This window comes from Salinactinospora qingdaonensis, from assembly GCF_039539445.1.
GTDB classification, from domain to species: domain Bacteria; phylum Actinomycetota; class Actinomycetes; order Streptosporangiales; family Streptosporangiaceae; genus Salinactinospora; species Salinactinospora qingdaonensis.
The window spans coordinates 136,560-149,838 of sequence record NZ_BAABDD010000011.1; the positions used below are offsets into that span (position 1 = coordinate 136,560).

The 13,279-nt window shown below is 70.3% G+C and carries 8 protein-coding genes and 1 pseudogene; 5 read left to right on the forward strand and 4 right to left on the reverse strand.

The window, feature by feature from the left end; translation table 11 throughout:
* Positions 1-473 precede the first annotated feature (473 nt).
* Entirely contained in the window at positions 474-3,209 is a 2,736-nt protein-coding gene (locus tag ABD848_RS13880) for a cation-translocating P-type ATPase (RefSeq protein WP_344971781.1), read from the forward strand.
* A 459-nt stretch (positions 3,210-3,668) separates the two neighbouring features.
* On the opposite strand, the gene ABD848_RS13885 is transcribed toward ABD848_RS13880, so the two are convergent.
* Together ABD848_RS13885 and ABD848_RS13890 are read right to left on the reverse strand one after the other, a co-directional pair.
* Complete coding sequence (locus tag ABD848_RS13885) at positions 3,669-6,362, reverse strand: bifunctional acetate--CoA ligase family protein/GNAT family N-acetyltransferase (protein ID WP_344971783.1); 2,694 nt, start codon at positions 6,360-6,362, stop codon at positions 3,669-3,671.
* Positions 6,363-6,398: 36 nt separating this feature from the next.
* Positions 6,399-6,812, reverse strand: a complete 414-nt coding sequence (locus tag ABD848_RS13890) for an OsmC family protein (RefSeq protein WP_344971785.1) — start codon at positions 6,810-6,812, stop codon at positions 6,399-6,401.
* A gap of 787 nt (positions 6,813-7,599) precedes the next feature.
* Between ABD848_RS13890 and ABD848_RS13895 the strand changes: the two genes are divergently transcribed.
* The 3 genes from ABD848_RS13895 to ABD848_RS13905 all read left to right on the forward strand — a co-directional run bounded on the left by ABD848_RS13895 (position 7,600) and on the right by ABD848_RS13905 (position 11,102).
* The gene (locus tag ABD848_RS13895; RefSeq protein ID WP_344971787.1) at positions 7,600-8,271 is read left to right on the forward strand and encodes a response regulator transcription factor; all 672 of its coding nucleotides are present in this window, start codon (positions 7,600-7,602) and stop codon (positions 8,269-8,271) included.
* A gap of 231 nt (positions 8,272-8,502) precedes the next feature.
* Positions 8,503-8,769 (forward strand): hypothetical protein, encoded by a 267-nt coding sequence (locus ABD848_RS13900; RefSeq protein WP_344971789.1) that lies wholly within the window; start codon positions 8,503-8,505, stop codon positions 8,767-8,769.
* 608 nt (positions 8,770-9,377) lie between these two features.
* A complete protein-coding gene (locus tag ABD848_RS13905; RefSeq protein ID WP_344971791.1) occupies positions 9,378-11,102 on the forward strand; it encodes a sensor histidine kinase in 1,725 nt (574 codons plus the stop codon).
* Positions 11,103-11,135: 33 nt separating this feature from the next.
* Here ABD848_RS13905 and ABD848_RS13910 read toward each other — a convergent pair whose 3' ends face one another.
* Both ABD848_RS13910 and ABD848_RS13915 read right to left on the reverse strand, forming a co-directional pair.
* A complete protein-coding gene (locus tag ABD848_RS13910) occupies positions 11,136-12,107 on the reverse strand; it encodes a universal stress protein (RefSeq protein ID WP_344971793.1) in 972 nt (323 codons plus the stop codon).
* Entirely contained in the window at positions 12,094-12,450 is a 357-nt protein-coding gene (locus tag ABD848_RS13915; RefSeq protein ID WP_344971795.1) for a hypothetical protein, read from the reverse strand. The genes ABD848_RS13910 and ABD848_RS13915 overlap by 14 nt, the downstream gene beginning before the upstream one ends.
* A 585-nt stretch (positions 12,451-13,035) precedes the next feature.
* On the opposite strand from ABD848_RS13915, the pseudogene ABD848_RS13920 reads away from it, so the two are divergent.
* Positions 13,036-13,218, forward strand: a pseudogene (locus ABD848_RS13920) (pyridoxamine 5'-phosphate oxidase family protein); the annotation flags it as partial.
* Positions 13,219-13,279 lie beyond the last annotated feature (61 nt).

Genomic DNA, 13,279 nt, shown 5'->3' on the forward strand with positions numbered 1-13,279 from the left:
AGCCCCATCGCGGTAGTGCTCATCAGCGGGCTCCGAGAGGGACAGCACCGACTTCTGGTGGGGTGAACTCCCCCAAGAAGGACGATAAGCAGCTCAGCCGCGCATTCTTCCTCACCGCCACTGGCTGTTCCAGCCCTCCTCGCGGGCCTACTTCGCCCGCAGGATCATCCCGGGCCCCAACCAAACCCTGCTCCGCCTGGCACGCCGGGGTACGAGATGCTGTTCGCGATGCTCCGGGACGCAGCGTTTTACCAACCAACCGCCCCGCACGCGACCCGATGCCCCTAGCAGCATGTCCTCGCTGTCATCGCTGGAGGTGCAGGGCCACGGCGAGTCCCCCGGACAGCGACCGCGCCCTCCCCCTCCGATAGCCCCGAGGACACGGCTACGGCAACGCTGACGGCCAGAGGACCCCCAACCACAGGGCGAAAGGGCCCTCCCCAGCCACCCCGCCCCCGCACCACCCTGGAACCATGACCGTCTCCGAGACAGCCGGCAGCACCCTCATCCACTCCCGCGCCCACGCCCTGCCAGCGACCGAAGTGGCCCACCAGCTCACCACCGACACCGAACGGGGCCTAACTTCCGAGGAGGCCCTGCACCGCCTCGCCACCCACGGCAGCAACGCACTCCCCCGCGACAACGGCTCCGGTCAGTTCATGCGCCTGCTTCGGCAGTTCCACAGCCCGCTGGTCTACGTGCTGCTGGTCGCCGCAGCGGTGACCCTGGTCATGGGCCACCTCGTGGACTCTGGTGTTATCACCGGGGTCGTGCTCCTCAACGCGACCATCGGCTACATCCAGGAGTCGCGGGCGCGGCGCGCGCTCGACGCGCTTGCGCACATGGTCCGCGTGGAGGCCATAGCCGTGCGCGAGGGTGTGGCGCGGCGGGTCCCGGCCGAGGACCTGGTACCCGGCGACCTCGTGGTGGTGCAGGCCGGCCACAAGGTGCCCGCCGACCTGCGGCTGACCTCCACCAGCGCTTTGGAGGTCGACGAGTCGGCGCTGACCGGCGAAGCGGTCCCGGTCGCCAAAACCTGTGCCCCCGTCGCTCCCGAAGCTGTCCTCGCCGATCGCGCTAGCATGGCCTACTCCGGTACAGTCGCCACTCGCGGCTCGGCATTCGGCATTGTAGTGGCCACTGGCGGCGACACCCAGGTCGGCGCGATCAACCGGCTCATCGGCTCCGCCGAGCGCAACCCGACCCCACTCACCCGTCAACTCGGCGTTTTCAGCCGCCGCCTGACCATCGCCATCGTCGCGCTGGCGGTGCTCGCCTTCGTGCTCGGCACCCTCCACGGCGAGGCGCCGGCCCAGATGTTCACCGCCGCGGTCGCCCTGGCGGTCGGCGCAATCCCCGAGGGTCTTCCGGCCGCAGTGACCATCGTCCTGGCGATCGGTGCGGTCCGGATGGCCCGACGCAACGCCATCGTCCGTAGCCTGACCGCGGCCGAGACCCTCGGCGGAACAACCGTCGTGTGCACCGACAAGACCGGCACGCTCACCGCCAACGAGATGACCGTGAGCCGGGTGCTGGCCGGTGGCGCCGAACGCGAGCCCGGCATTCGCCGTCTGTCCGAGGGGGCCAGGCACGGCGGTGGACACGCGGTACACGAGTGCCTGCTGGCCGGGGTACTGTGCAACGACGCGGAACTCGCCACTCCGGGCGAGCAGCGGCGGGCGGTCGGCGACCCCACCGAGACCGCGCTACTCACCGCCGCGCAGGCCGAGGGTCTGGACCTGGCTGCGGAAGCGGCGCGCGCACCCCGCGTGGGCGCACTCCCCTTCACCTCCGAACGCAAACTGATGGCCACCACACACCGCCGCCCCGATGGCCGGCTGATCGGTTACGTAAAAGGAGCGCCCGAGCGGGTGCTGCCGCTGTGCGCGAACCGGCTTGGCCCCGACGGGCGCGAGCACCGGCTGAGCGCCGAAGACGAGCGGAGCACGGCCGAAAAGTGGGCCCAGCAGGGGTTGCGTGTCCTAGCGTTCGCCCGCTTCACCCCCGCCCACGAAGGCCCCGTCCGCGACGAGGATCTCCCCGGCCGCCTCACCCTGCTCGGCTTGCAGGTGCTGCACGACCCGCCGCGTCCCGAGGCCGTCGAAGCGGTGGCCGCCTGCCGCGCTGCCGGCATCAGCGTGCGGATGCTCACCGGCGACCACAGCGCCACCGCACGTGCCGTCGCCGACCGGTTCGGCATCGAGGGTCCCATGCTCACCGGAGCTGAGATCGACGCCGCCGACGAGGACACCCTCGCCGGGACGAGTGTCTTCGCCCGCGTCTCCCCGGAGCAAAAGCTGCGCCTAGTGCGGCTGTTGCAACGCCGCAGCGAGGTCGTGGCGATGACGGGCGACGGCGTCAACGACGCGCCCGCCCTGCGCCAAGCCGACATCGGCGTGGCCATGGGGCGCGTCGGCACCGACGCCGCCAAGGAGGCCGCCGACATGGTGCTCGCCGACGACGACTTCGCCACCATCGAAGCCGCCGTTGAGGAAGGCCGCGGCGTGTTCGACAACCTGCGCCGCTTCCTCGCCTGGACACTGCCTACCAACCTCGGCGAGGGCCTGGTTGTGCTGGCCGCCGTCGCGCTGGGTGCGGCTCTGCCGATCCTTCCGGTGCAGATCCTATGGATTAATATGACCACCGCGGGCTTCCTCGGCCTCACGCTGGCGTTCGAGCCCAAGGCTTCCGGGATCATGCGGCGCCCGCCCCGACCGCCCCGCGCGCCGATCCTCACCCGCGACCTGGTGCGCCGGCTCGTGCTCGTCTCGCTCATCCTAGTGATAGGAGCCTTCGGAGTCTTCCACTACGCTCTTGGGGCAGGCGCTTCCCTCGAGGAGGCGCGTACCGCCGCGGTCAACGTCTTCGTCGCCGTCGAGGCCGCCTACCTACTCAACTGCCGGTCCCTGGAGCGGCTGCGCGCCCCCGGCCGCAACCTGTGGGTCTACGCCGGAATCGCCGCGATGGCCCTGCTGCAAGGGCTGCTGACCTACACACCGGTGATGAACACCCTCTTCCACACCGCTCCCGTGGGGCTAACCACCTGGGCACTGATCTTCGCCGTAGGCGCCGCCGCCTATAGCGCCGTGGAGATCGACAAGGCGCTCTGGCGCCGCTCCGACGCCCGACGCATGGGGGCACAGCGCCGAGCGGACACGGCCGGCGAAGCTCCAGGCGCGCGAGAACCGCGCATGTCGACCCGCCCTTGACGCTTCGGCTCCCGACTCGACCCGTTCGAGGGCCAGGGTTTGCAAACCACTGCGAGCACAGCACTCATCGTCATCCGTGCATTGATCAGCCGACTCCGAGGCGGTGACGTGTCCGTCTTCTCCGGGGCCTGAAATTGCTCACCGGCAGCGATCGCCGTGGGGAGGTCCCAAGCGTTGCTACGGAAGAACCCATGGCCAGTCACCGCCCGTCCGGCTCGAAGGACGTGGACAAGATGAAGGCGTGTACCAGAGGCTGGCTCTTTCTCGGATACAAGGTGTCCACAGCGAAACCCCTGGTCAATCCAGGGGTTTCGCTGTGGACACAGCATGATCTTGGTAAGGGTTTGCAGGTCGCGGGAAGGGGGTCGGCTCCCCCGCGGACACTCCCGATAGCTCCAGATCGCAGGTTAGAGCTGTCGTTCGGGGAGCCGACCGGCTCGGTATGGGCCCAGCGGACTTTTATACGCCCGACGCTCGCAGGCTGCGGAGGTGGGGGTCCCAGCGGGGCTCGGGGTGGAGACGGACGCGGGCGTCGACGGCGACGACGCCGTCCGCGCGAGCGATGACGGGGTTGAGGTCGAGCTCGACCACGTCAGGATGGTCCTCGGCTAGGCGAGACAGGCGCAGCAGGACGTCGGTCAGCGCGTCGACGTCGACCGGAGGCGGGCCCTCGTGGTCGGGCGTGCCGACCAGCAGGGGCGCGGTGCGCACCGCGCGGATCAGCTCGGCGGCGTCGACATCGGTGAGCGGGCTCAGCCTGGCCGCGCGGTCGTCAAGGGCGTCGGTGGCTGTGCCTCCGGCGCCGAAGACGACCAGCGGGCCGAACACGGGCTCCTGCACCACGCCACACAGCACCTCCACACCCGACTCCGCCATCGGCTGGACGAGGGCACCGCGCATGCGCGCCCCGAAGCGCCCCGCCAGCCGAGCGTAGGCTTCGGCGGCCTGGGAGGCGGGCACGTCTAGCTCCAGCGCGCCCGACGCCGCCTTGTGCACGACACCGGCGACGTCGGCCTTGAGCACGACGGGTCCGCCCAGCTCGGCGGCTACGGCGGCTGCCTGGACCCCCGACTCTGCGAAGCGCCAGGCGGCCATCGGAACGCCGTAAGCGGCGAGCAGCTCCATCGTCGCCGCCGGAGGCAGCCACCCTCCGTCCGGGGTTTCGGTGAGGAAGCCGCGGATGATCGTGGCCGTGTGGTCGGCGTCGACGCCCGCTAGGTCGGGCACCCGCCCTTGGGGCCGGTCGAGCCAGTGCCGGTAGTGCCAGGCGTGCGCCAGGGCCCGCACCGCGTCCTCGGGGTAGGCGAAGGCGGGAACTGCCTGTCCACCCCTGCCGCGACGTACGGCGATCGTCTCGGACTGGTCGAGCAGGACGGCCGCCAGCGGCTTACCGTGCGCGGCGATGCCGTCGGCCCAATCGACGGCAGTGGGCAGCTCCCCGGCGGCGGTGGGCACCGCGACGGCGAGGACGGAGTCAACGCCGGGGTCGGCGGCCACGGCGGAAACGGCGCGTTCGAACACGCGGGGCGCCACGGCGGCGGTGGTGTCGACCGGGTTGGTGGCGGTCGCCCCCACGGGCAACAGGCTCGCCAGCGTCTCGCGGGTATCCGCACTCAGCTCGGGAACGGTCAGCCCGGCATCGGCACAGGCGTCGGCGGCGAGCACCCCGGCCCCGCCGGCGTTGGAGACGACTGCGACGTTCGGACCGTCTGGGATGAGCCGGTAAGCCAGCAGTGTGGCCACGCTGAGCAGTTCGCCAAGGTTGTGCGTGGCGACGACGCCCGCCTGGCGGAACAGCGCCTCCTGGGTGGCCGCCGGGGTCGCTGCTGCCGCGGTGTGGGAGGCCGCGGCGCGCCGTCCCGCGGCCGAGCGGCCCGCCATCACAGTCAGCAGCGGGGTAGTACGGGCGACACGGCGGGCGGTGCGGGAGAACTTGCGGGGGTTACCGAAGGACTCCAAGTAGACGATGCCCAATTGGGTGCGGGGGTCGGCCTCCCACCACAGGGCCATGTCGTTGCCGCTGACGTCGTACTTGTCGCCCACTGAGGCGAAGGTGGAGATGCCCACGCCCAGCCGGGAGAGGTGGTCGACCAGGGCGATACCGACACCGCCGGACTGCACGACGACCCCTGCCATGCCAGGCAGGGGATGGTGGGCGGCGAATGTGGCATCCAGGGCGACGCTGGATTCGGTGTTGGCGATGCCCAGGCAGTTGGGGCCGGCCAGTCGCATGCCGTAACGGTGGCAGGCAGACGTCAGCGCGCGGCTCGTATCGGCATCGAGTCCGGAGGTGACAACTACCAGCGCCTTGGCGCCGCGGCGCCCACACTCGACGGCCGCCGCGGCCACGGCGGGGGCGGGGAGGGCGATGACCGCGAGGTCGGGCGGTTCGGGGAGCTGGGCGACCGAGCCAACCGCCGGTACCTCGGCGACAGTGCCGCGGGCGTGCGGGTTTACCGCGTAGAGCCGGCCGGTGTAGCCAGCGGAGACGATGTTGCGCAGGATCGCGTTACCGACGGAGCCGCGCTTGCGGCCGGCGCCGACCACCGCTACCGAGGCGGGGCGCAGTAGGCCGGTCAGGCTCGCCACGTTGGCGGTGCGCTCGCGCTCGGCCACCGCGTCGAGGTAGCGGTCGTCGGCGTCGAGCGGGATGGTCAGCTCCGTCACTGTCCCGGTCGTTTGGCGCTGCACCTTTAGTCCGGCATCGGCGAAAACCTCCAGCATCGCGGTGTTGTGCACCAGGACGTCGGCCCGGAACGCGCGTACGCCGCGGTCGCGCGCGGCCGAGGCCAAGTGCTCCAGCAGCAGGGTGCCCACCCCCCGGTTGTGCATGTGATCGGCCACGGCCACCGAGACCTCACACGCCCCTGCCTCCTGCGCGGGCTCTAGGCCGGCGACGCCGACGAGGTCGCCGGCAAGCCACGCACCCAGAGCGGTATGGTCGGGGCCGGGGCCGCGGCAGAGTTCGGCGGCGATCCGCTCGGCGATGTCGTGGTTGAAGCCGAAGAAGCGAAAATAGAGGTTCTCGGGGGACATCCGCTCGTGCATACGCTGGACCGCGTCGGTGTCCTCAGCGCGCAGGGGACGGATCGTGATCTGGGTGCCGTCGGCGAGCAATGCGTGGGCCGGGGGCGGTGCGAGCAGTTCGGTCATGGCTGTGGCCTTTCCTGGGTGGGGCGTGCGCCGGTATCAGCGGACCGGTGCCTTGGTTTCGAGGTCGATCCGGACCTCAGGAGGCTGTCGCAAGGATGTGTGCACGGTGCAGTGGTCCACAACGGCGAGCAGGGCCCTGTGCTGGGACGCCGTCAGCTCCCCAGGAACTTCGACGCGCAGGCGGACGTGCTCGACGCGGGCGGGCGGCCGGGGGCTCATGCCGTAGTCGGCCTCGACAGTGAGCCCGTTGCGGTCCAGGTGGTGGCGGGCGAGGTAGCGGTGGGCATAGTGGGCGACGCAGCCGGCGAGGGCGGCAACGAAGACCTCGACGGGGGTGGGTCCGGTGTCCTCTCCACCTTCTGCGAGCGGCTGGTCGAGCCTGATGTGGTGCCCACGGACGGCGGCGGTGAACGCGTCTCCGCCGCAGTGCGTCACGGCGATTGTGGTCATGGTGGTCTCCTCGTCTCCCCCGCCCTCCAGAGGGCGGGAATCGGCTGACGTGTCGGCCCGGCGGAGGCGGCACGGGCTGCCGCCGTGCGGTCCTGAGCAGCGCCGTCGGCGGGGCCACCTCACCTTCCACAGTGGCGTGTACAGAGCTCCGGTGACGGCGCGCTTGGTCCTCGACAGCCAGGACTAAGGCCACGTTCGGAGCGGCCGGTTCGGCCGCGGCCCGAAGGCCCGCAGGCAGTGGCCCGGGGGACAGCGAAGAGAACCCGCTGGTGGTGTCGGTGCGCCGCCGCGGAGCGCGGAGGTCTCGTCCTGGCGACGGTGGGTCGTGCGGCTGGCGGGCACAGGTTCCGTCCGGCCGCGGCCTGGCAGCGGCGGGTGCCTAATCACGAACGTCGTCGCGGCGCGGTCGTCCCGTCAGGGCGCTTTCTCCCAGTTGGGCAGAGTCTTCACCAAAGGACAGGAGTCGGGCGGCGACGTATGGGAGAGCGCGCGGCCGGCGCCGGGCGAAGCTCTGGCCTATGACCGGACGGGCGGACGCCGAATGTCAGTGTGCTCGAGATCTCCGACTCTGTTTTCCCGCGTTCTGCGTCTCCCCGCTGTGACGATCACGGAATCCGCCCTGGTCGGAGCCACTTTCGGAGGCTTCTGCGGTCGAGGTGCCGGCACCCCTCGGAGCGGGTAAAAACAATCGGAAAATGCCACACTTGTGCCGTCACCGGCGCGGCAAATCCTGGGTTGCGCGGTGGCCTGGCGACGGTAACGCCGCAGCGGAGTGAGGTGACCTGCTATGGCCAATAACGACGACTCTATCCGGGTGTTCCTCGTCGACGACCATGACGTGGTGCGTCGCGGTGTCGGCGCACTGCTCAACGACGAATCCGACATCGAGGTGGTGGGCGAGGCCGCTGGTGCGGGCGAGGCCATCGCGCGCATCCCCGCGGTCAGACCCCAGGTGGCGTTACTCGACGTCCGGCTGCCCGACGGCAGCGGCGTTGAGGTCTGCCGCGAGGTCCGCTCACGCCTGCCCGATCTGGCCTGCCTCATGCTGACCTCCTACGCCGACGACGACGCGCTCTACGACTCGGTGATGGCCGGCGCCTCGGGCTACGTGCTCAAGCAGATCCACGGCTCGGACCTGGTGAGTGCCATCCGTACGGTCGCCTCCGGCGAGTCGCTGCTGGACCCGCGCAGCACGGCGCGGATGATGCGCCGCATGCGCGAGGAGGCTGAGCGCACGGACCCGCTGGCCGCGCTATCGGACCAGGAGCGGCGCATCTTCGAGCTGATCGGCGAGGGGCTGACCAACCGTCAGATCGGCGAGCGCATCTTCCTGGCCGAGAAGACCGTGAAGAACTACGTCTCCAGCGTGCTGTCGAAGCTGGACATGCAGCGCCGCACCCAGGCAGCCGCTTACGCCGCCCAGATGAAGTCACAGGCGTCCCGCCGCAGCTCCGACTGAGGCCCCGGGCGCCCACCGCGCCGAAAGTCCCCCTCCCCTAGGATCGCAAGCCCCGGCCGCGTCCCTTTAGTCCTTACCCGGCCATGCACGGGCTATCTAGCGGCGGCTCCAACAACTCCAGGTGTCGGTTGGAGGCCGCAATGAGCGAAAGGGCAGGCGCGCCGGTACTGGCTGCGGTAAACGGAAACAGCGGAGAGTCTGCGCGCCCTCGACCGGGCCGCCGAGGAGACAGTGCTGCGCGGCCAGCGCCGACTCAGCGCGGTGCTGTTGGACTCGACCGGGATGGAGCTAGCCGTCACGGACCGCTGCCCAGTGGTCGTTGTGCCCGACCGCGCCCCAAACCGCCGGCGGGGCGGATCGTCGTCGGGGCTCGACGGATCGGCCTCGGCGCGGTTAGCGGCGGCGTGGGCCTTCGCCGCCGCTGCTGAACGCGGTACCGAGGTGCGCGCCGCTACCGCACACGGTCACTTCTCCCAGAGGCGTTCCAGGGGCGTTTGAGTTCGGCTGGAGGTCTCGACGCACTACGACTCCGAATCCATCAAGGAGGCACTCGCCAAGGAGGAGGCTCGCCGCTTGCAGTCGGAGTCCTTGGTCGGCTACCGGGAGCGCTACCCGCAGGTCGCGGTGGAGGAGGTCTTGACCGCTGGACATCCGGCTTGGGTGCTGGTCGACGCAACCGAGGACGCCGACGGTGCCGGTGGTCGGCGGCGCCGCCCACCTTTCCCGTCGGGGAGCCGCCCCGGAGCAGCGCCACACAGCGGCGAACATCGCCCGCACGATTCCCCGCCTTGCCGGGCCTCCGGCGTCCCGCTGAGATGGCGGCTACGCCTTCGAGTAGGGATTCACGCCGCGGAGTGTACGGACGAGGTGTCTGGGGCTGGATGGCTGGTTCGGGACCGGCCGCGTCGCGTAGGGCGATATCCTTTGGCTCGTTGTCGGCGTCGCGGACCCCGCGTGCCGGCGGCACCGGACCAGCACCTCGAAACCGCTGCCGCCGGAAGGGTTAGCCGCCGTTTTGGGAAAGCGGGTTCCCTTTAGAATCGCGCTAAAGGCGCTGCTAGAGTGCCGTCCCGCATCCCGCCACCAGTGTGGCTCGGAGGTAGAGCATGTCCGGCGAGAATTCTGAGACCGAGCACACGCGGATGCTTATCCCACAGATGCAGCTCGACCAACTTCTCGCGGAACTGCAAAGTCGCCTCAGCGCCGTCATGCTCGCCCGCGACCGTGTGCACTCCCTGCTTAACGCGGTCGTGATGATCGGCACTGGCCTAGAACTAGAGACCCTGCTGCGCCGCATCGTCGAGGCTGCGATGGACCTGGTCGACGCACGCTACGGCGCGTTGGGCGTCGTCAGCGACGATGGCGAGCTGGAGCGGTTCATCCCCGTGGGGCTGGACGAGGAACAGATCGCCGCTATCGAGCACTGGCCCGAAGGCCACGGCCTCCTCGGCCTCCTCATCAAGGACCCCCGGCCGCTGCGGCTGCGGGACCTGGCCGGCCATCCCGAGTCCCACGGCTTCCCCGCCGGCCATCCGCCCATGCACGGTTTCCTCGGCGTTCCGATCCGGGTGCGCGACGAGGTCTTCGGCAACCTCTACCTCACCGAGAAGGCCGGAAGGGCCGACTTCGACGAGGACGACGAGGCCATCGTGATCGCGTTGGCCACAGCGGCGGGTGTGGCCATCGAGAACGCCCGCCTGTACGAGGAGACCCGGCGTCGCGAGACCTGGCTGGCGGCCTCCGACGAGATCACCGCCCGATTGCTGACCGGGGCCGCCCTCGACGAGGTGCTGCACCTGGTCGCGCAGCGGGCCCGCAGCATGTCCGATGCCGACTTGGTGGCCATCGCCGCATCCGACCAGACCGGCGAGCATCTGACCGTTCGAGTCGCCGACGGCCCAACCGCTTCCCCCCTCCACGGACGCGTCGCAGACATCGAGGGGACCCTCACGGGACGGGCCTTCCGCAGCGATGCGCCGATCAGCATCGACCTCAGCCGAGCCAAGGACGATCCCGCGCCGCTGCTGGAAGGGCTGGGCCTGGGGCCGACGCTGCTGGTACCGCTGGGATCGGGGGAGAACGCCCGGGGCGTGCTGATGCTGGGGCGCAACGAGGGTGCAGCGATGTTCCTCCCGAGTACCGTGCGCATGCTGCACACCTTCGTCGGCCACGCGGCGGTGGCCCTGGAGTTGGCCGAGGCGCGCAGCGACGCCGAGCGGCTGAGCATCCTGGAGGACCGCGACCGCATCGCCAGGGACCTGCACGATGTGATCATCCAGCGGATGTTCGCCATCGCGATGTCGCTAATGGGCTGTATCCGCCGTATCGACAACCCCGAGCCGGCCCAACGGGTGCAGCAGGCCGTGGACGACCTGGATGACACGATCCGCCAAACCCGCTCGACCATCTTCGCGCTGCAACATGTGGGCGAGGAGCGGCGCTGGCTGCGTAACCAGATCCTGGACGTGGTCAACGCCGCAAGCGAGCCGCTGGGGTTCTCGGCCAATCTGCGGCTGGAGGGCCCCATCGACAGCCGGGTGCCCGACGACGTGGGCGAGCACGTGCTCGCGGTGCTGGGCGAGGCGCTGTCCAACATCGCCCGCCACGCCGGCGCTTCGCGTGTGGAGATCCGGGTCCTCGTCGACGACGGCATCAGCGTGGAGGTCGAGGACAATGGGGTCGGCCTGCCCGAGGATGGCCGCCGCAGCGGGCTGGCCAACCTCGCCGAACGCGCCGAGCAGTGCGGCGGCGCGTTCGAGGCGAGTCGGCGTCCCGGCGGCGGCACCCGGCTGCGCTGGCACGCCCCCATCGAGGAGGAGGCTCTCGGCTGAGGGCTCACCGCGCCGCCTGGTGAGGAGCGCCGGTCAGCGGGCGCTGTGGAAACGGTCCCGGACCACGACGACCGGCACTGGGGCGTGGTGCAGCACTGTCTGACTCACCGACCCCAGCAGCAGCCCGGTGAAGCCGCCGCGCCCTCGCGACCCCACCACAACGAGGTCAGCGCCTGCGGCCTCGGCCAGCAGTGCATGGGCAGGCTGGTCCTCGACCACCGTGATCCGCACAGAGACCTTGGCGGTGTCCTCCGAGCGCACCTCCTCCACCAGTTCGCGGACGTACTTGTCGGCACGCATGACGAGGTACTCGTGGTCGACGGCAGCGACATAAGCCGTGAACGCCGTGGTATCGAGCGGCGCGGGGACCCTCCAGGCGTGCACCGCCACGAGTTCGGCGCCCGTCCGGGCGGCCTCCTCGAAGGCATAGCGCAGCGCCTCTTCAGAGCCGTAGGAACCGTCCAAGCCCACTACAACACATCCGCGGCGCACGGGGGTTCGATCCCCGCTGTCCGCCTCTGGCGCGGGCTCGGGGACCACGGCCACAGGACAGGCGGCGTGGGCGCTGAGGCGGATGCTCACCGACCCCAGCAGCGCCGAGGTGAAGCCGCCCATGCCGCGCGCACCCACGACCACTATCGATGCGGTACGCGCCGCCGCGAGCAGCGCCGGTTCCGGCCCCAGGGAGGAGACGCTGGTCTGCACGCTCAGGTCGGTGTGCGTTCGGGCAACGTGGTCGACGGCCTGCCGCAGCAGGCGCTCGGCCCGATCGACGACATCGGGCGACGGCGTGGCTGGCACCGGGTGGCCGAATGGGGCGGCGAAGACGGGCATGCTTGGGGCGTGCAGGAGCAGCAGTCCCAGGCCGCGGCCCGCGGCCTGGCGGGCCGCGCAATCCAGCGCAGCGCGGCTGGAGGGCGAGCCGTCGATGCCGACGACGATCTGGTTCGTGTGGTCGCGTTCCTCGGCCGGCCCGCCGCCGCGGACGCTGTCAGTGCCGTTCATGGAGTCGTCCTCTCCTCCGAAACGGTTCGGTCTCGCTCGGAGCGGCGAGCCCCCGGTCGCGACGGGAAAGCAACCAGCGCCACCATCGCCGGCGCTTGTGCTCCTGCCGGCCGCTGAGTGCTCGGCCAAGCGCAGGCACAATCGCTCGCGGACCCTTGTCCGTAGCCGCGAAGACGCTGTCGGCCTCGGCACGGACCTGCACGCGGCCGGTCGGGATATCGGCGCAGACCTCACCCCAGATCAGGCCTCCGTAGTCCGGAACCGCGACGACTTGGACAACGGCGACGACGTCGTCCAAGGGCTCGGAGGTGTAATAGCGCAGGGAGGCGGGACGGTCCTGCACGTGCGCGGCGACCGCTCCGTCGGCTCCGTTCAGATGGCAGACCGCTATACGCGCAACAGTGTCGGGGGACCCATGTACGCCTCCTCCGGATGCACTGGTCTGTTCGTTCCCGTGCTGACGGCATCAGTCTCGACACTGCGCTCACCCTGCGTTAGCGCCGTCGTTCCCGCGGTCGCGTGTCCTACGTCCCGACCGCCTGCGCGTGACGGGGGACCTCCGGCCCGGCCACCGGCCCCGAACGCCCCTGGCCTCACATGTGCCCCACTCGTGACGATGCGCCGGAAAGAGCAGTATGACCAGCACGGACATGTCGCGGAGATTAACCCAGTGACGCAAGCGCACTACACACGGCGACAAACGACATCGGGTGCCGTGTCAGGCAATGCCGCCGCGAACTTGGGCTGAGCCGCGCCAAGGTGGTCGAACGCAGGGGGATGGGCGCCGACTGCGTGGCGTATCTGGAGGAGCCCCCGGCCCGCTTCAGCCGGGACTCGCTCTACCGCCTGGCACAGGCGCTGGAGACCTCCTCGGACAGCCTGCTGGGGCTCGACAGCGACACGCCGCCCGGCAAGCTCGGTCACCGCGATGCCGGTACCGGAGATCCAGGGGCTCTCCGCCAAAGAGCGCCGGAGCCTGATCTCCCGAGGTGGGGTGGGACGCGCCGCCTTCGTCGGCTCCGACGGCGCCGCCCCGCTGGTACTCCCGGTCAACTTCGCCCGCAACGATGGCGCCGTGATCTTGCGCACCGCAGCAGCCGGGATCGCCGTCCAACACCTCCCCGGGCCGATGAGCGTCGAGGTCGACCGGATCGATAGCGCCATGAGCGCGG

Bases quoted from the DNA above. Each gene is read 5' to 3' on its own strand.
- ABD848_RS13880 (WP_344971781.1), top strand. From the start codon at position 474: ATGACCGTCTCCGAGACAGCCGGCAGCACCCTCATCCACTCCCGCGCC.
- ABD848_RS13885 (WP_344971783.1), bottom strand. From the start codon at position 6,362: ATGACCGAACTGCTCGCACCGCCCCCGGCCCACGCATTGCTCGCCGAC.
- ABD848_RS13890 (WP_344971785.1), bottom strand. From the start codon at position 6,812: ATGACCACAATCGCCGTGACGCACTGCGGCGGAGACGCGTTCACCGCC.
- ABD848_RS13895 (WP_344971787.1), top strand. From the start codon at position 7,600: ATGGCCAATAACGACGACTCTATCCGGGTGTTCCTCGTCGACGACCAT.
- ABD848_RS13905 (WP_344971791.1), top strand. From the start codon at position 9,378: ATGTCCGGCGAGAATTCTGAGACCGAGCACACGCGGATGCTTATCCCA.
- ABD848_RS13910 (WP_344971793.1), bottom strand. From the start codon at position 12,107: ATGAACGGCACTGACAGCGTCCGCGGCGGCGGGCCGGCCGAGGAACGC.